The organism is Agrobacterium sp. 22117 (assembly GCF_052045735.1).
Lineage (GTDB): Bacteria > Pseudomonadota > Alphaproteobacteria > Rhizobiales > Rhizobiaceae > Agrobacterium > Agrobacterium cavarae.
The window spans coordinates 371,663-388,755 of the sequence record NZ_JBQEPP010000001.1; the positions used below are offsets into that span (position 1 = coordinate 371,663).

The window sequence follows — 17,093 nt, forward strand, 5'->3', positions numbered from 1 at the left end:
TGTTACAGCCTGTCCGGCTTGCTCGGGTTCTGTTCGGCGCGGTCGCGATAAAGTGCCGCACGGCCGAGAAGCATCAACGAGACCGGCGTCGTGATGGTCATGAAAATGCCGATGAAGATTTCGTGGAAGACGAAGCGGCCGCCGGACACCGAGAAGTAGATGATGGAGGCCATGGCGATGCCGCCCGTGCCCCAGCTTGTGCCGAGTGTCGGCGCGTGCAGTCTTTCATAGAAGCTCTGCAGCTTGGCAAAGCCGATCGTGCCGATCAGCGTCAGCGACGAGCCGAGCAGGACGAAGAAAGCAACGAGAATGGCCGCCCAGAGCGGAAATTCGCCAGCATTGATCATTCGATCACCTCACCACGCATCAGGAATTTGGAAAGGGCCACCGTCGAGACGAAGCCCAGGATCGACATCAGTAGTGCGGCCTCGAAGTAGATATCGTTGCCGGTGCGCAAGCCGAAGGTCATCAAAAGCAGCATGGAGCTGACATAAAGCGTATCGACGCCGAGCACGCGATCCTGCGCGCGGGGGCCGATCGCGATGCGATAGACGGATATCGACATGGCAATTGCCAGGAAGATTTGGGCCAAAGAGAATGACCAGAAAAGGATAATCGAACTCATTCGAATATCTCCATCAGCATTTTTTCATATCGGTTCTTGATGAGGTTGATCCAGGTGGTCTCGCTGACATTGTCCAGCACATGGATCAGCAATGTGCCCTGGGAGGAATTGTATTCCAGCCATGCACTGCCCGGCGTGGCTGTCAGAATGATGGACAGAACTGCAAGTCCAAGCGGATCGCGAATGTCGAGCGGGATGGTGAGGAAGCCGGACTTGCTGCTTCTCTTGCGCCCGAACAGGATGAGCGTCGCGACTGCGATGTTCGAACGGATGATGTCGTAAAGCACGATGAAGGTCAGCTTCACCACCGCGCTCCAACTGCGGATCCGAGGCTTTGCCGGTCGAAGTGAGGCCATCGACCAGGAGGCGATGAGCGCCACCGCTGTTCCGAGCACGAGATGCCCAGGCGAAAAGCTGTTGATCGTCATCCAGAAGATGATCAGCGACAACGTCAACAGCGGGTAGGGAAGAACGCGACGGATCATTGCGCTGCCTCCCCAGGATTGCCGGCTCGCGGCGCTGTCATCACGCCTTGAATGTAGCTTTCCGGCAGGTCGAGAATGCGTGCGGTCTCCTGCATGTATCGCATGATCGGCCCAGCCTGCACGGTCATCGCAAGTGTCAGACCGATCAGCAGCATGATGGGCGCGATTTCGATGACGAAGACGCGCGGAACCGTGCCTTCGAGAGAGCTCCAGAAGGTGCGAATGCCGGCACGCGTCATCGAGATCAGACCCGCAAGGCCGGAGAAAACGATGAGGAACACAAGCCACCAGGAGAGGGTCGAGATTTCGGTGTCAGCGCCCATTCCTTGCGGATTGAGAATGGCGGAGAGCATTGAGAATTTGGCGATGAAGCCCGAAAGTGGCGGTAATCCGGCAAGCAGAATGCCGCAGGCGGCAAAGCAGGTGCCAAGCACCGCCATCGTGCCGGGCATCGTCACCCCGACCTCCTCTTGCTCCTCTTCCTCCTCACCATCGCCATAGGCTTCCATGGTCACGGCAAGAACGTTCGCCCCGGCATCCTGGCCGCGTTCCACCAGTTCGATCAGCATGAAGAAAGCGCTGATGGTCAGCGTGGAGCTGACGAGATAGTAGAGCGCACCTGCCGCCACCATCGGATTGCCCGTGCCCATCGCGGCAAGCAGCGTTCCCGAAGAGACGAGCACCGAAAAGCCGGCAAGACGTCCGAGCGCCTGGGAGGCCAGAACGCCGATCGTGCCGAAGACGATGGTGGCAATACCGCCGATCAGCAGTGCATCATGGCCGAAACCGGCAGAATCCCCCGCCGTCTGGCCGAAGAGGAGGAAGGAAAGCCGTGCAATGACATAGATGCCGACCTTGCTCATGATCGCGAAAATGCCGCCGACAGGAGCAGAGGCTGCGCCATAGGCGGCAGGCAGCCAGAAATTCAACGGCCACATGCCGGCCTTGACGAGGAAGGCGATACCGAGCACGGCCGCACCCGTTTGCAGCAGCATGCGTTGGTCCGGATTGAGGCCCGCAATGCGCTGTGCCAGGTCACCCATATTGAGTGTGCCGGTCACGCCATAGATCAGGCTGACACCGATCAGGAAGAACAGTGCAGCAACGAGGTTGATCGCGACGTAATGCAGACCGGCCTTTACTCTCAACTGACCGGAGCCATGCAGCAGCAGACCGTAGGATGCCGCAAGCATGACTTCGAAGAAGACGAAGAGGTTGAAAAGGTCGCCGGTCAGAAACGCGCCATTCACGCCCATCAGCATCAGATGGAAGAGCGAATGAAAATGGGCACCCGACTTGTGCCATTTCGCCAGCGAATAGACGAGCGAAGGGATCGCCAGCAGCGACACCAGAAGCACCATCAACCCTGAGAGACGATCCGCCACCAGCACGATGCCGAACGGGGCAGGCCAGTTGCCGAGAAGATAGACGCCTGTGGAGATGATTGCGGCGATTTCGGTGTTTACCGTCGAATTGACTTCGATGAAGAGGCCAATGGAGACCGCAAGCAGCACCAGCGTGGAAATGAAGCTGATCGCCGCCTTCGTCTTGCGCTTGCGCTCGTCGATGAAGAGCAGGATCGCGCCGGTGATCAACGGCACCAGAATGGGTGCGATCACGATGTGGGATGGGAATGAGTTCACTTGCTCTCCCTCCCGTCCACATGGTCGGTACCCGTCAGACCGCGCGCGGCGAGGAGCACGACGAGGAAGAGGGCGGTGGTGGCAAAGCCGATGACGATGGCCGTCAAAACCAGCGCCTGGGGCACAGGGTCGGCAAGCTGCGAGACGGAAACGCCGTCCAGCAAAACCGGTGGCGCGTTAGTCTTGATGCCGCCCACGCCGAAGATGAAGAGGTTGACGGCGTAGGACAGCAGCGAAAGGCCGACAATGACCTGATAGGTTCGTGGACGCAGGATGAGCCAGACGCCCGATCCCGTCATCACACCGATGCCGATGGCTAGAATGAGTTCCATTACACATCCTCCGCTTTGGCGGCGTCGGGTGTGCGTACCTTGTAGTTACGCAGTGATTGGTGCGCCAGTGCTATCAAAATCAGAACCGTGGAGCCGACCACGAGCGAGAAGACCCCAAGATCGAAGAGCAGGGCAGACGCTGTCGGCATCTTCGCGATGTAGGGTATCTCCGTATATTGGAAATACGAGGTCAGGAACGGATAGCCGAAATACCACGAGCCCATTCCGGTAGAGGCTGCCATCAACAGACCGAAGCCCATCCAGCGCAACGGCAGGATGCGGATACGATCTTCCGCCCAGCGGGTACCGCCTGCCAGATATTGCATAAGGAAGGCAATCGCCATGGTGATGCCTGCGGCAAATCCACCGCCTGGAAGGTCATGACCGCGCATGAAGAGGAAGATCGAGAAGGTGATGACGACCGGGAACATCCACTGCATGATGACCGAGGGCACCAGCAGATAGTCGCGCACCGTATCGCCCTTGCTGCGCTCGGGGCTTTCGGCATCGAAGGCGTTCTGGATCAACTGCTGCTCAGGCAGGCCGACACTGTCCTGCGCCGGACGGAAACGACGCAGCAGGGCAAAGACGGTCAGACCGACAATCGCCAGAACCGCGATCTCGCCCATCGTATCAAAGCCGCGGAAATCGACGAGGATGACGTTGACGACATTGGTGCCGCCGCCTTCACTATAGGCCCGCTCAAGGAAGTAGTTGGCAATGGTGTTGGGCACAGGCAGCGTCATCACCGCATAGGCAATCACCGTCATGCCGATGCCGCAGAAGACGGCCAGCAGGAAGTCGCGGCCACGACGAAGCTGCGCGGGCAGTTCGTTGTTGTTATCGACCTTCACCACGCGCTTCGGCAGCCAGCGCAGGCCAAGGAGGATCAGCACCAGCGTGACGATCTCGACGAGCAGTTGCGTGATGGCGAGATCGGGCGCGGACAACCATACGAAGGTCAGGCAGGTGACGAGACCGGAAACACCGAGCATGACCAGCGCGGCCAGCCGATGATACTTTGCCTGCCAGGCAGCACCCATGGCCGCAATCATGCCGATGCCCCAAAGAACCGCAAAGATCGGATCGAAGGAGGTAACTCTCGGAAGGGTGAGCGAGAACTGCGATGAAACCAATGGCGAGAAACCGGCGACGAGCGCGACGAAGATCAGGATGCGCAACTGTGGCTGTAACCGCCTAGTGCCAAGCGTGCTTTCCAGCCAGCGCGCCCATTTCCACGAGACGGTGACGATGATGCGCTCGAAGATGCGCTGGCCTTTCAAGTGCCTGAAGATCGGAGGACCGTCATCGCATTTGGAGAAGTAATCTCCAAGAAGCGCATAGATCGCGACACCGCCGATCAGCGCAACGATACTCATGGTGAGCGGCAGGTTGAAACCATGCCAGATCGCCAGGCTGTAATAGGGCGTTTCTGGACCAAGAACCGATACCACGGCAGTGTGCAGGAAGGGGCCGACCGAAAGGCTCGGCACGATACCGACGATCAGGCAGGCGAGCACGAGAAACTCGATCGGAAAGCGCATCCAGCGCGGCGGCTCGTGCGGTTTCGGGTTTGGAAGGTCATGCGGCGGAGGCCCGAAGAACACCGTATGGATGAAGCGCAGCGAATAGGCCACCGCAAAGGCACCGGAAAGGGTTGCCACGTAGGGAAGCGCCTTGTCGAGGAACGAATCCGCATGGGTCTCGATCGCCTCGGCGAAGAACATTTCCTTGGAGAGAAAGCCGTTGAAGAGCGGCACGCCTGCCATGGCAGCACTTGCGGCCATGGCAAGGGTCGCAGTCGCCGGCAGATAGCGATAAAGCCCGCTCAATCGGCGCATATCGCGTGTGCCGGTCTCATGGTCGATGATACCGGCCGCCATGAAAAGCGATGCCTTGAAGGTGGCGTGGTTTGCCATATGGAAGATCGCCGCCACGGCTGCCAGCGGACTTCCGAGGCTGAGCAGCGTGGTGATCAGACCGAGATGGCTGATGGTGGAATAGGCCAGAAGCCCCTTCAGGTCCTGCTGGAACATGGCGAAATAGGCGCCGAGCAGAAGGGTCGTCATGCCGGCAAAGCCGACGAGCAGGAACCACTCCTGCGTGCCCGCAAGAACCGGCCAGAATCTGGCCAGCAGGAAGACGCCTGCTTTCACCATGGTAGCGGAATGCAGATAGGCCGAAACCGGCGTTGGCGCCGCCATCGCATTGGGCAGCCAGAAATGGAAGGGGAACTGCGCGCTCTTGGTCAATGCGCCGATCAGGATCAGGACGAGGGCCGTGAGGTAAAGCGGGTGGGTTTTGACATTGGACGCCTCGGCAATGATGGCATCGAGATCGTAGCTTCCGGCGATGTGTCCCAAGACCAGGAGGCCAGCGAGAAGGCAAAAGCCCCCGATGCCTGTCACGGTCAAGGCCATGCGCGCACCGTCTCGGGCCGCGGCATTGTTGTGCCAGTAGCCGATCAGCAGGAAGGAGAAAATGCTGGTCATCTCCCAGAAGATCGAAAGCAGAATGACATTGCCCGACAGCACGATGCCGAGCATCGACCCCATGAAGGCCAGGAGAAAGGCGAAGAAGCGCGGGATCGGATCGTCTGCCGACATGTAATAGCGGGCATAGAGCACCACGAGAAAACCGATGCCGGTAATCAGCACCATGAACATCCACGCAAAGCCATCCAGTCGGAGCGTGAAGTTCAGACCAAGCTGCGGCAGCCATTCCACGTGATATTTGAGCACCTGGCCGTTGGTGACGCTGGTGTAGAGGAAAATCGTCGAGATGAGACCGAAAAGCGCAATGCCGCCCGCGACGGCTGCCGGCCCCCGGGCTGCGCCATTGCGCGGCATCATTGCAGTGCAAAGGCTGCCAATAAAGGGAAGAGCGATCAAAATGGGAAGGATAACGTCAAGTCTCATAAAGGATGGCAATTTTCTCTGGCGTTAAAATATTCCGCGGTTGTTTCCACCAGAGATGCCAATCCTTCCAACAAAGAAACGGCAGTCCGGCGGACTAGGAGAAGTCTTTTAGGGGAGGTCCACGCGGCGAAGCCACGCGGACGGGCTGAACCCGATGCGAAATCGATCGCGCCGGGTCGAACCCAATCTGGGCTCTGATGTATGCGGTTACCACCCCTGGAGCGGATAAAAATGCGTCAACAAAATCGTGAACGGGCAGTGTGTGGGCGTAGCGGCAAGGATTGAGGCCGGGCTGATCGAAAGAGCGTTCCAGAGTTGAGAAAGCCCGCTCTTCGCTGGAGAGGCAGGATCGTTCCAGTCGTTGCGGCTTGAGAGCGGGACTTGAATTTGCCAAGGCGGGTGTGCCGAAGAAAACCAGCATGCCGGCAACGAGAAGGTTGATCAACCTGACAGGATGGTGCGGAAGACCGCGATGTCGTCCCATCCATGGCAAAATCGTCACCTCCTACGTATGTGCGCCTCAGCTAAACCGTGTCGCGATCTTTCAGATATGCTCCTGCATCTTGTTTCAACGTGCGATGTCATCGCAAACCGCCCGACATTCGTAAGCGGCACGCTTTACAGCGCCATCGTGAAGCAAATATCATATTGATTATCTTAGGGTAATGGCGCAACGCTTGTCCAGCGCGCCAGGCCGAAAAAGATGAAAAACCGGCAAGATATCCAAAACGCCGGAGGCGGGACTTGCTACAGGGCACGCTCTAATGCAAATCAATGACAAATTTTAATAATCATGCCCTGAAATGAAGATTCTTAACTTTCAGGCAAGGAATTAACCATAAAGATTAGTCGTATTTCACGGCGAAATGGAGAGCGACTCTCCTTCCAGGCATGATGCCGCGCTGCCGTACCGGGTCGATCCGGTATTCCGTTTGGTTGCAGAAGGCTCAGCTAACGCTTGTGAGGCGTCCTTTACGGATGCCCATGTCGTGACATCCCTCAAGGATACTGGCGTTCTCTTAACCGTCATCCGCCGGTCTGGCCGGTAAAACATTGGGGACGTCACTTGGGGCAGGACCTGCCAACAGATCACTCGCGAAGGGCAACGGGCGGCAGCCTGGCTGGCCGGTTGCGTTTTGCTGGTCTTGATCAGGACCAGTGCGATCTGCTGCGCCGTTACCGCACCATGCTCGAGCCTCATCTGAAGGCAGGACTTCGCGACCTGATGGTGCGATTCCAGTCCATGCCGGACTGTTCGCCATCCTTTGAGAGCGATCATCAGATCGAACGTCTGCACGACATGCAGACGGCGCACTGGTCGGTGCTGACCGATGCGCGTTTCGATGCGCTCTATGCAGAACGCGTCAAGGTTCTGTCCGACACCGAAAGCCGCATGGGCCTCGATCCGCGCTGGAGTGTGGCTGGTCGTGCTGTCGTGCTGGAAAATCTCCTCGCAGGCCTGATTGCGCAACATCCGCCTCGCTCACTGCTCCCGGGTGCGCGCAAGCGCCATCAGGAATTGGCCGAGGCGGTCAAATCCGTCGTTCGGCTGGTGATGGTCGATACGGAAATTGCCGTCTCCCTGCGCTTCAACGAACTGCGCATTCGCCACACACAAGAGCTTGCCCGTCAGCGCGAGAGCGATCAGGCAGAGGTCGTAACGCTCTTTGGCGATGCGCTCAATGCCTTTGCCGCCGGCGATCTGACGGCCCGCATCGCCGGCGAACTGCCGGAAGCCTACCGCGAGATTGCCGAAGCGTTCAATTCTGCCATGACGCGGATTGGTCATTCGATGGCCGCCACACAAGAAAGCGTTCACAAGACGCAAACCGTCGCCGAGCGCATGTCGCGCGAAAATTCGGGTCTTGCCACGGGATCGACGGAACAGGCCCGTCGCCTCGGCGATGCCTCACAGCGCCTTGGCGCGGTCATCCACGATGTCCGTGATAGCAGTGACCGTATTTCGGCGGCCGAATCCGCAGTGTCGCAGGCACGCAATGCCGCCACCGAAAGCGGCATGGCGGTCGGCGAAGCGATCAGCGCCATGTCCGATATCGAGCAATCGGCAGAACAGATCGGCCGCATCATCGGCTCCATCGACGAAATCGCCTTCCAGACCAATCTCCTGGCGCTGAATGCCGGCATCGAAGCCGCACGTGCGGGGGAAAGCGGACGCGGCTTCGCCGTCGTTGCGCAGGAAGTCCGGGCGCTGGCACAACGCTCCGCCGAAGCCGCACGGGAGATCAAGAACCTGGTCAACGGCACTAAGACGCAAGTCGATGAAGGCGTGCGCATGGTCCATCGCACCCAGGAAGCCATCGAAGGTGTCGTGCGCCAGGTCTCTGGCATCAGCGACATGATCGGCGATGTCGCCCGCCGCACGGGTGAGCATTCCGGTCATCTCAATCACGTCTCCGTCGAACTGGAGGCCATCGGCACGGACGCGCATCGTGCCGCCGAACGCCTGTCCTCATCGGCGAATGAGGCCGACGATCTTCACACCGTCATTCTCGAACTCGGCCGTACGGTGCGCGAGTTCCGCATCGCCCGCCAGGCTTATGCCGAAGAGGCGATCGCGCCGGAGCCGAGAAGAGCCAATGCGACCGTCATGCGTCCCGAGCGCATGGATTACGGCCATGCGCAGCAACAATACAAACGCCAAGGAGTCATTTGATGGCAGGCAGGACAGCAGCGCATTCGACACTGAAATTATCACCTGTGCTGGACCTCAATCAAGCATCCGTCTTGCACGGAAAATTGAAAGAACTCAGAGGCAAGCCGGTTACGGTCGATGCCTCCGAGGTCGAGCGTGTCGGCGCACAATGCGTCCAGATATTGATGGCTGGCATCAAGGCCTGGGAGGCCGATGGCAAGCAATTCACATTTTCAAAGGCTTCTGAAGCCTTTGATAAAACCCTTAAACTGATCGGCGTTGATATCGGTCATATGCTCCCGAAGGAGATATAGGAATGAAGAAAAAAGTTCTCACAGTCGACGACTCCCGCACGATCCGCAACATGTTGCTGGTCACGCTCAACAATGCCGGTTTCGAAACCATTCAGGCCGAAGACGGCGTCGAAGGTCTGGAAGTTCTGGAAGGTTGCAATCCCGACGTCATCGTCACGGATATCAACATGCCGCGTCTTGATGGTTTCGGTTTCATCGAGGGCGTTCGTCGCAACGAGAAGTACCGTGCCGTTCCAATCCTCGTTCTGACCACCGAAAGCGACGCCGAAAAGAAGAACCGTGCCCGCCAGGCTGGCGCGACCGGTTGGATCGTCAAGCCGTTCGACCCCGTAAAACTGATCGATGCCATTGAACGTGTAACTGCCTGATACGGGATCATTCACGATGGATATGAACGAAATCAAAGAAATCTTCTTCCAGGAGTGCGAGGAACAACTCGCCGAACTGGAATCGGGACTTCTTAAACTGAATGACGGCGACCGCGACCCGGAAACCGTAAATGCCGTCTTTCGTGCCGTTCATTCCATCAAGGGTGGAGCCGGTGCGTTCGGTCTCGATGAACTGGTGGCTTTCGCGCACGTCTTCGAAACCACGCTCGATTGCGTTCGATCCAACAAGCTCGATCCTAATCAGGATGTCCTGAAAGTGATGCTGAAATCGGCGGATGTTCTCGCCGATTTGACGAATGCTTCGCGTGATGGCGGCAGCGTCGATGAAAGCCGCACGCGCGGTCTCGTCAAGGAACTGGAGGCTCTGGCCAACGGTGAGACGATCACGCCGTCCGCAGCAGAACCTGCAGCTCCCAAGCCGGCAGCCAAGGCAGCCGTCGTGCCCCCGCCGACACCGGCGCCAGCGCCGACAGATGACAGCGGCTTCCAGCCGATCGCCTTCTCCTTTGGCGATTTCGAGGACGCGGCCATTCCGCTCATGGAAGCGCCCACCTTCAATATCACCTTCAAGCCGTCGGCAGCCCTTTACTCCAAGGGCAACGAATCGGCACTGTTGCTGCGCGATCTCGCCCGCATCGGTGAGATGAGCGTCAATTGCGATATGAGCACGCTGCCGTCGCTTGACGAGATGAACCCGGAAGGCGCCTACTTCTTCTGGAAGATCGCGATCAAGACCGACAAGGGCGAAGAGGGCATCCGCTCCGTCTTCGAATTTGCCGAGTGGGATTGCGAACTCGACATCGTGATGGCCGAAGACGAAACGTCGGCCGATGAAGAACTGCCGATGATTCCGGTGCCCTTCGATCTTTCCGCACTGGAAGACGATGTGCATGAGCCAGCGGTTCAGCCGGCCTCCATGGACGAGCCGGTCGTTGCAAAGGCTGTCGCCACCGCATCGGCTGCAACGGAAGTCACCCAGGCCGTGGCTGCTGCCGTCGAAAAGCGCGAGGCAGCGTCGCCTGCCGCTGCGGCAAACGCTGCCAATGCCGCTAACAACGCGAGCGCCGGTCAGACGATCCGCGTCGATCTCGACCGCGTCGACCGCCTCATCAACCTGGTGGGCGAGCTCGTCATCAACCAGGCGATGCTGTCGCAGAGCGTCATCGAAAACGATACGACGGGCACATCTGCCGTCAACATGGGTCTGGAAGAGCTTCAGCAACTGACGCGTGAAATCCAGGATAGCGTCATGGCCATCCGCGCGCAGCCGGTGAAGCCGGTCTTCCAGCGCATGTCGCGTATCGTTCGCGAAGTTGCCGACATGATCGGCAAGCAGATCCGCCTCATCACCGAAGGTGAAAACACCGAAGTGGATAAGACGGTCATCGACAAGCTGGCCGAGCCTCTGACCCACATGATCCGCAATGCCGTCGACCACGGCATTGAAACACCCGAAAAGCGCGAAGCCGCCGGCAAGAACCCGGAAGGTACCGTCAAGCTGACGGCCAAGCATCGTTCGGGCCGCATCCTGATCGAACTGCAGGACGATGGCGCCGGCATCAACCGCGAGCGCGTCCGCCAGAAGGCGATCGACAATGATCTGATCTCGGCAGATGCCAATCTGACGGATGAGGAAATCGACAACCTGATCTTCGCACCGGGCTTCTCCACCGCTGACAAGATTTCGGACATCTCCGGTCGCGGCGTCGGCATGGACGTGGTCAAGCGCTCGATCCAGGCACTCGGTGGCCGCATCAGCATTTCGTCCCGCCCTGGCCTCGGCTCGACCTTCACCATGAGCCTGCCGCTGACGCTGGCCGTTCTCGACGGCATGGTGGTCACGGTTGCCGGCCAGACGCTTGTGGTGCCGTTGACGGCAATCGTCGAGACTCTGCAGCCGGAAGCGCAGAATATTCATTCCTTCGGCTCCAATCAGCGGCTGATCTCGATCCGCAACTCCTTCTGCCCGCTGGTGGATGTCGGTCGCATTCTCAACTTCCGTGCCACACAGGCCAACCCGGTCGATGGCGTGGCGCTTCTCGTGGAATCCGAAGGCGGCGGCCAGCGCGCCCTGATGGTCGATGCCATCCAGGGACAGCGTCAGGTGGTCATCAAGTCCCTTGAAGCCAACTACACCCATGTTCCGGGCATCGCTGCCGCAACCATCCTTGGTGATGGCCGCGTAGCGCTGATCCTTGACGTGGATGCCGTGGTCGGCGCCTCGCGCGGCCAGTCCCTGAAACAAGAAATGTCGCTCGCGGCAACAGGCTGAAAAGTTGGTGATGAATGACAGCGCTTAAGTTCAACGAACAGCGTGGATCCCAGGATGAAGTGCTCGTCAGCGGCGAATACCCGCTGACGCGTCGCGACCTGGCGGATATCGCCGCAATGATCTACGCGGATGCCGGTATCTATCTCAACGATACCAAGGCCTCGCTCGTCTATTCGCGCCTGTCCAAGCACATCCGCAATCTCGGCCTTTCCGGCTTCAAGGAATATTGCGCCCTGGTCTCCTCGGAGCAGGGTGCTGCCGCTCGCCGGGAAATGCTGTCGCATCTCACCACCAACTTCACCCGCTTCTTCCGCGAGAACCACCATTTCGATCACCTGCGCGACGAGGTTCTACCGGGCCTCATTGCACGGGCAAAGAGCGGCGGACGCGTTCGCATCTGGTCCGCAGCCTGTTCCGATGGCCAGGAGCCCTATTCGATCGCACTGACCGTGCTCGGTCTCTTCCCGAACGCTACCGATTACGACTTCAAGATCCTGGCAACCGATATCGACCCGAAGATTCTCGCTCAGGCGAGGGCCGGTCTTTACGACGACGGCGCTCTCGAAACGGTATCGCCCGCCATGCGCAAGCAATGGTTCCAGGAAGTGGATGCCGGCGGACGCCGCAAGCACCAGATCAGCGACAAGGTCAAGCGTCTGATCACCTTCAACGAGCTGAACCTGATGGCGCAGTGGCCGTTCAAGGGCGGCTTCGACGTGATCTTCTGCCGCAACGTCGTGATCTATTTCGACGAGCCGACGCAGGTGAAGATTTGGTCGCGCTTTGCCGGCCTGCTGCCGCTGGGCGGTCACCTCTATATCGGTCATTCCGAACGCGTCTCCGGCGAAGCCAAGGAGCAGTTCGACAATACCGGCATCACCACCTACAAATACATCGGCAAGTCCGCCGGGAGGAGAGCATGAGCATGCCCGCCCGCGTTCTCGTCGTCGATGACTCTCCCACCATGCGTGGCCTGATCTCCGCCGTCCTCCAATCCGACCCGGATGTCGAGGTCATCGGTCAGGCTGGCAACGCCATGGAAGCGCGCGCCGCGATCAAGGAACTCAATCCGGACGTCGTGACGCTGGATATCGAGATGCCCGAGATGAACGGGCTTGAGTTTCTAGACAAGATCATGCGCCTGCGCCCCATGCCGGTCATCATGGTTTCGACGCTGACCCATCGCGGCGCGGATGCCTCCCTCGCCGCGCTCGAAATCGGTGCCTTCGATTGCGTTGGCAAGCCGGTGCCGGGCGACGCGCAGCCCTTTCCCGATCTGGCAGAGAAGGTGAAGGCGGCGGCCCGCTCGCAGCATCGCACCTATCGCAGCGCCGTGACCGAACGACCAGCCGCGCCGCAGCCGGTTGCGGTCACCAATTACAGCGTCGGTCGCAAGATCGTTGCTATTGGGTCGTCTACCGGTGGCGTGGAAGCGCTGATCGCCGTCCTGCAGAAGTTTCCGATCAATTGCCCGCCGACGGTGATCACCCAGCATATGCCGCCAACCTTCACCAAGAGCTTTGCCGAGCGCCTGAACCGGCTCTGCGCGCCCGTGGTGGAAGAGGCGACGGATGGCGCGCGGCTTCAGACCGGCAAGGTCTATCTCGCACCTGGTGGCGACCGGCATTTGCAGGTTGTTAATCATGCCGCGCCATGCTGCAGGCTGATCGAACGCGAGCCTGTTAATGGTCATCGGCCATCGGTAGACGTTCTGTTCGATTCAGTGGCCGAGCTTGCCGGTCGCAACGCCGTCGGCGCCATTCTGACCGGGATGGGACGTGACGGCGCAGCAGGTCTCTTGAAGATGCGCCATGCCGGTGCCCGCACTGTCGGACAGAACGAGAAAACCTGTGTGGTCTATGGAATGCCGCGTGTGGCTTACGAGCTTGGCGCGGTCGAACATCAACTTCCGCTGAACGCCATCGGCGAAGAAATTCTGAAACTAACTGCCGCCCGAAAAGAAGGTTCTGATTAAATGTCTCTCGCAGAAAAGATAAAAGTGTTGATCGTTGACGATCAGGTCACCAGCCGCCTGTTGCTGAGTGATGCGCTCACGCAGCTTGGCTTCAAGCAAATCACTGCCGCCGGCGACGGTGAGCAGGGCATGAAGATCATGGAGCAACAGCCCCACCATCTGGTGATCTCCGACTTCAACATGCCGAAGATGGATGGCCTCGGCTTCCTTCAGGCGGTTCGCACGAACCCGTCGACGAAGAAGGCCGCCTTCATCATTCTGACCGCGCAGGGAGACCGCGCTCTGGTGCAGAAAGCAGCCCAACTCGGCGCCAACAACGTGCTGGCCAAGCCGTTTTCTATCGACAAGATGAGGGCGGCTATTGAAGCCGTATTTGGATCGCTGAAATGATCGAAACCGCAGCCAAGCGCGTACACATAATTCAGGGCGAGTATAAGATCGCCAATGATCCCGACGTGGTCTTGTCGACCATCCTCGGCTCGTGCGTGGCTGCGTGTCTCAGAGACCCTGTTGCGGGCGTCGGCGGTATGAATCACTTTCTGCTGCCGGGTACAGGGGGTATGGGGGGTGGAGATGCGACCCGGTATGGGGTGCATCTCATGGAACTTCTGATCAACGGCTTGCTCAAGCAGGGCGCGCGCCGTGATCGTTTGGAGGCAAAGGTCTTTGGTGGCGCAAAGACCATTGCCAGCTTCTCCAATGTGGGGGAGCAGAACGCAATCTTCGCGATGCAGTTCTTGAAGGATGAAGGCATTCGGGTGGTCGGCAGCTCCACGGGCGGAGAGCATGGCCGAAAGGTGGAGTTCTGGCCGGTGTCGGGCAGGGCGCGCCAGCACCCATTGAGCGGTGCCGAAACCCAGAAGACCGTCGCGCTGGAAACCCGTCCGGTTCCGGCTGCAAAGCCGGCGGCAAGCGATATCGAATTTTTTTGACAACGGAGTTGCCTATGCATATCGCTGAGCGTGCTGGACCTGAAATGTTTGAAGAGGCTTTGCCCACGATCCTCATGCGGGTCGTCTCAGAACTGCATGATGTCGCCTATCTGATCGAACGCATCGAGCCCCAGCTTCTGGAGGCCACCAATGGTGCAGTCACCGATGACGGGTTGAAACTCTTGCAGGGTATCGATCTTGCGGTCCAGAAGGCCCGCGGACTTGCCGAGTTCATCGACACCATCACTGGCTCCATCCCTGTGGAATGGGCCGTGGACGTGACGACGGCTCTCAGCCTCGTCAAGCTCGCCGAAATGCAGAAGGCACTTGGCGCTGGTCTGCGCCATGGGCACTCCCAGCCGATCGACAAGGCATCCGGCGACTTCGATCTGTTTTAGAGCGGGCGTTGCGTCCTTCTGGACGCATTAACGACACTTCTCATTCTTTCAACCATCGTGCTTTTCCGACAATCGATTCCGATTTCGGGGGGATGCTGTCGTGTAAGCGCAGAGTGTCTTCCCTCGCTCTTAACCCGTCACTGGTACAAGCCGCCGCGCATACTGCACGATGCATTCTACGCCGCTTTGCCGGAGCTAGCTTCCACGACCGTGAGCCCGTAAACCCGCCTCTTTAGCAGACATATGCGCTCCTTCGTCTAACAAGCCATTTTTAGGCACTGACGCCTTTCACCGCATGCGATTACAGCAGGTTTCTCGGCAAGGAGAGCACTCGCGATACTGTGCGAAAGCGTAACTCACTGAAAAAGATATGAAACTTTGGTTTCATATCATCTGGCACGAAACCTGCATTGCGTATCCCGACTGAGACATACTCAGCCTATCGAACGAGAGGGAACGCATGACACACGATTTCAGAAAAACACCGGCAGCTGCGGGCATCATCGAGAAATTGCGCCGCGCCCGGTTGATGGGCTCTGCTGCATTGGCGTTTCTGGCCATCACGGCAAGCGAAACCTTGGCCGAAGGTACGCTCCGCATTGGCATGACGGCCTCCGATATACCCCTGACCACCGGCCAGACCGATCAGGGCGGCGAGGGTCAGCGCTTCATGGGTTATACGCTCTACAACGCTCTGATCGAGTGGGACCTTTCGAGTGCCGACAAACCCTCGACCCTCATTCCCTCCCTCGCGACATCCTGGTCCGTGGATCCCGTCGACAAGACCAAGTGGACATTCAAACTGCGCGACGGCGTGAAGTTTCACGATGGAAGTGCTTTCGATGCGGCGTCTGTGGTCTGGAACCTCGACAAGATCCTCGTGCCGGATTCACCGCAATTCGACAAGCGCCAGTCGGCGCAGGGAAAATCGCGTATTCCAGCCGTGGCTTCCTACAAGGTCATCGATCCGCTGACGGTCGAAATCGTGACCAAAACGCCCGACGCGACGCTCCCCTATCAGCTGAGCTGGATCCTCATGTCCTCGCCCGCGAACTGGGAGGCACAGGGCAAAAGCTGGGATGCCGTGGCTCAGAAGCCGTCCGGTACGGGACCTTGGAAGCTGGAAAACGGGTTCACGCCGCGTGAGCGCGCCGAACTGACGCCGAACAAGGACTACTGGGACAAGGCGCGCGTGCCGAAGCTGGACAAGCTGGTTCTGGTGCCTCTTCCCGAACCCAATACCCGTGTGGCCGCGCTGCGCTCCGGTCAGGTCGACTGGATCGAGGCGCCTGCGCCTGATTCCGTCAAATCGCTCAAGGATGCGGGTTTCGACATCGTCACCAATTCCTACCCACACAACTGGACCTGGCACCTGTCGCGCGTCGAAGGTTCACCCTGGAACGATGTGCGCGTTCGCAAGGCCGCCAATCTTGCCGTTGACCGCGAAGGGATCAACGAGTTGCTCGGCGGTCTTTCCGTCCCGGCACAAGGATACCTGCCCCCCGGCCACCAGTGGTTCGGCAATCCGACATTCAAGCTGGAATACAATATCGAGGAGGCCAAGAAGTTGATGGCCGAGGCCGGCTACGGTCCAGACAAGCCGATCAACACCAAGGTCGTCATCTCCTCATCCGGATCGGGCCAGATGCTGCCTCTGGCGATGAACGAATACATCCAGCAGACGCTGGCAGAAATCGGCATCAATGTCGAATACGAGGTTGCGGACTGGAATACGGTCATCAACATCTGGCGCGCCGGCGCCAAGGATCCGAGCGCGAAGGGCGCCACTGCCGTCAACTACAGCTACTTCATTCAGGATCCCTTCACGGCACTGATCCGTCAATCGCAGTGCAATCTTGCTCCGCCGAATGGCACCAACTGGGGTTATTACTGCGATCCCGAAATGGATGCGCTGTTTGCTGAAGTGCGCAACACCTTCGATGCGGCGGAGCAGGACAAGGTTCTGAGAAAAATCCACGAAAAATACGTCAATGAAGCGCTGTTCCTGATGGTCACGCATGACGTCAACCCCCGCGCCATGTCGAAAAAGGTGAAGGGCTTCGTGCAGGCACAGAACTGGTTCCAGGACTTCTCGCCGGTCACCGTCGATCCCTGATCGCTGATCCCAAGCGATAGCGGGCCGGGTTCTCGCCCGGC

Annotated in this window: 16 protein-coding genes; 10 read left to right on the forward strand and 6 right to left on the reverse strand. The window is 58.9% G+C overall.

Annotated elements, in window-relative coordinates; all coding sequences use genetic code 11:
- Positions 1 to 2: 2 nt before the first annotated feature.
- From mnhG to ACTJKV_RS01835, 6 genes are read right to left on the reverse strand one after another with little or no spacing between them, the layout of a single operon-like run.
- Positions 3 to 347 carry a monovalent cation/H(+) antiporter subunit G gene (gene mnhG / locus ACTJKV_RS01810; protein WP_062425079.1) on the reverse strand — a complete coding sequence of 115 codons (345 nt, stop codon included), beginning with the start codon at positions 345 to 347 and terminating at the stop codon, positions 3 to 5.
- Positions 344 to 625, reverse strand: a complete 282-nt coding sequence (locus tag ACTJKV_RS01815) for a K+/H+ antiporter subunit F (RefSeq protein ID WP_062425080.1) — start codon at positions 623 to 625, stop codon at positions 344 to 346. Before ACTJKV_RS01815 ends, mnhG begins: the two co-directional genes overlap by 4 nt.
- Complete coding sequence (locus ACTJKV_RS01820; protein ID WP_062425081.1) at positions 622 to 1,110, reverse strand: Na+/H+ antiporter subunit E; 489 nt, start codon at positions 1,108 to 1,110, stop codon at positions 622 to 624. Before ACTJKV_RS01820 ends, ACTJKV_RS01815 begins: the two co-directional genes overlap by 4 nt.
- Positions 1,107 to 2,753, reverse strand: a complete 1,647-nt coding sequence (locus ACTJKV_RS01825) for a monovalent cation/H+ antiporter subunit D (protein ID WP_274100909.1) — start codon at positions 2,751 to 2,753, stop codon at positions 1,107 to 1,109. The genes ACTJKV_RS01820 and ACTJKV_RS01825 overlap by 4 nt, the downstream gene beginning before the upstream one ends.
- Positions 2,750 to 3,085 (reverse strand): Na+/H+ antiporter subunit C, encoded by a 336-nt coding sequence (locus ACTJKV_RS01830; RefSeq protein WP_062425083.1) that lies wholly within the window; start codon positions 3,083 to 3,085, stop codon positions 2,750 to 2,752. The genes ACTJKV_RS01825 and ACTJKV_RS01830 overlap by 4 nt, the downstream gene beginning before the upstream one ends.
- On the reverse strand, positions 3,085 to 6,003 hold the full coding sequence (locus tag ACTJKV_RS01835; RefSeq protein WP_062599295.1) for a monovalent cation/H+ antiporter subunit A: 2,919 nt from the start codon (positions 6,001 to 6,003) through the stop codon (positions 3,085 to 3,087). Before ACTJKV_RS01835 ends, ACTJKV_RS01830 begins: the two co-directional genes overlap by 1 nt.
- Positions 6,004 to 7,069: 1,066 nt before the next feature.
- Between ACTJKV_RS01835 and ACTJKV_RS01840 the strand changes: the two genes are divergently transcribed.
- The 10 genes from ACTJKV_RS01840 (at position 7,070) to ACTJKV_RS01885 (ending at position 17,052) form a co-directional block, all read left to right on the forward strand.
- Positions 7,070 to 8,677 carry a globin-coupled sensor protein gene (locus ACTJKV_RS01840; protein ID WP_274100907.1) on the forward strand — a complete coding sequence of 536 codons (1,608 nt, stop codon included), beginning with the start codon at positions 7,070 to 7,072 and terminating at the stop codon, positions 8,675 to 8,677.
- Entirely contained in the window at positions 8,677 to 8,970 is a 294-nt protein-coding gene (locus ACTJKV_RS01845) for an STAS domain-containing protein (protein ID WP_062425086.1), read from the forward strand. The genes ACTJKV_RS01840 and ACTJKV_RS01845 overlap by 1 nt, the downstream gene beginning before the upstream one ends.
- A 2-nt stretch (positions 8,971 to 8,972) precedes the next feature.
- The gene (gene cheY1, locus ACTJKV_RS01850; protein WP_062425087.1) at positions 8,973 to 9,338 is read left to right on the forward strand and encodes a chemotaxis response regulator CheY1; all 366 of its coding nucleotides are present in this window, start codon (positions 8,973 to 8,975) and stop codon (positions 9,336 to 9,338) included.
- Positions 9,339 to 9,354: 16 nt separating this feature from the next.
- Positions 9,355 to 11,631: a chemotaxis protein CheA gene (locus ACTJKV_RS01855; RefSeq protein ID WP_274100906.1), complete on the forward strand. Its 2,277-nt coding sequence runs from the start codon at positions 9,355 to 9,357 to the stop codon at positions 11,629 to 11,631.
- A gap of 14 nt (positions 11,632 to 11,645) precedes the next feature.
- Entirely contained in the window at positions 11,646 to 12,554 is a 909-nt protein-coding gene (cheR, locus tag ACTJKV_RS01860; protein WP_274100905.1) for a protein-glutamate O-methyltransferase CheR, read from the forward strand.
- Positions 12,551 to 13,606, forward strand: a complete 1,056-nt coding sequence (gene cheB / locus ACTJKV_RS01865; RefSeq protein ID WP_062425090.1) for a protein-glutamate O-methylesterase CheB — start codon at positions 12,551 to 12,553, stop codon at positions 13,604 to 13,606. The genes cheR and cheB overlap by 4 nt, the downstream gene beginning before the upstream one ends.
- Positions 13,607 to 13,996 (forward strand): chemotaxis response regulator CheY2, encoded by a 390-nt coding sequence (gene cheY2 / locus ACTJKV_RS01870; RefSeq protein ID WP_062425091.1) that lies wholly within the window; start codon positions 13,607 to 13,609, stop codon positions 13,994 to 13,996. It abuts the gene before it with no gap.
- Positions 13,993 to 14,538 carry a chemoreceptor glutamine deamidase CheD gene (gene cheD, locus ACTJKV_RS01875; protein ID WP_062425092.1) on the forward strand — a complete coding sequence of 182 codons (546 nt, stop codon included), beginning with the start codon at positions 13,993 to 13,995 and terminating at the stop codon, positions 14,536 to 14,538. The genes cheY2 and cheD overlap by 4 nt, the downstream gene beginning before the upstream one ends.
- A 14-nt stretch (positions 14,539 to 14,552) precedes the next feature.
- Positions 14,553 to 14,936 carry a chemotaxis protein CheT gene (gene cheT / locus ACTJKV_RS01880; RefSeq protein WP_062425093.1) on the forward strand — a complete coding sequence of 128 codons (384 nt, stop codon included), beginning with the start codon at positions 14,553 to 14,555 and terminating at the stop codon, positions 14,934 to 14,936.
- A 529-nt stretch (positions 14,937 to 15,465) separates the two neighbouring features.
- Entirely contained in the window at positions 15,466 to 17,052 is a 1,587-nt protein-coding gene (locus ACTJKV_RS01885; protein ID WP_274101078.1) for an ABC transporter substrate-binding protein, read from the forward strand.
- Positions 17,053 to 17,093 lie beyond the last annotated feature (41 nt).

What these genes read in the sequence shown, in the direction of transcription:
- mnhG (WP_062425079.1), bottom strand. Translation starts at nt 347, where the DNA reads ATGATCAATGCTGGCGAATTTCCGCTCTGGGCGGCCATTCTCGTTGCT.
- ACTJKV_RS01815 (WP_062425080.1), bottom strand. Translation starts at nt 625, where the DNA reads ATGAGTTCGATTATCCTTTTCTGGTCATTCTCTTTGGCCCAAATCTTC.
- ACTJKV_RS01820 (WP_062425081.1), bottom strand. Translation starts at nt 1,110, where the DNA reads ATGATCCGTCGCGTTCTTCCCTACCCGCTGTTGACGTTGTCGCTGATC.
- ACTJKV_RS01830 (WP_062425083.1), bottom strand. Translation starts at nt 3,085, where the DNA reads ATGGAACTCATTCTAGCCATCGGCATCGGTGTGATGACGGGATCGGGC.
- ACTJKV_RS01835 (WP_062599295.1), bottom strand. Translation starts at nt 6,003, where the DNA reads ATGAGACTTGACGTTATCCTTCCCATTTTGATCGCTCTTCCCTTTATT.
- ACTJKV_RS01845 (WP_062425086.1), top strand. Translation starts at nt 8,677, where the DNA reads ATGGCAGGCAGGACAGCAGCGCATTCGACACTGAAATTATCACCTGTG.
- cheY1 (WP_062425087.1), top strand. Translation starts at nt 8,973, where the DNA reads ATGAAGAAAAAAGTTCTCACAGTCGACGACTCCCGCACGATCCGCAAC.
- ACTJKV_RS01855 (WP_274100906.1), top strand. Translation starts at nt 9,355, where the DNA reads ATGGATATGAACGAAATCAAAGAAATCTTCTTCCAGGAGTGCGAGGAA.
- cheR (WP_274100905.1), top strand. Translation starts at nt 11,646, where the DNA reads ATGACAGCGCTTAAGTTCAACGAACAGCGTGGATCCCAGGATGAAGTG.
- cheB (WP_062425090.1), top strand. Translation starts at nt 12,551, where the DNA reads ATGAGCATGCCCGCCCGCGTTCTCGTCGTCGATGACTCTCCCACCATG.
- cheY2 (WP_062425091.1), top strand. Translation starts at nt 13,607, where the DNA reads ATGTCTCTCGCAGAAAAGATAAAAGTGTTGATCGTTGACGATCAGGTC.
- cheD (WP_062425092.1), top strand. Translation starts at nt 13,993, where the DNA reads ATGATCGAAACCGCAGCCAAGCGCGTACACATAATTCAGGGCGAGTAT.
- cheT (WP_062425093.1), top strand. Translation starts at nt 14,553, where the DNA reads ATGCATATCGCTGAGCGTGCTGGACCTGAAATGTTTGAAGAGGCTTTG.
- ACTJKV_RS01885 (WP_274101078.1), top strand. Translation starts at nt 15,466, where the DNA reads ATGGGCTCTGCTGCATTGGCGTTTCTGGCCATCACGGCAAGCGAAACC.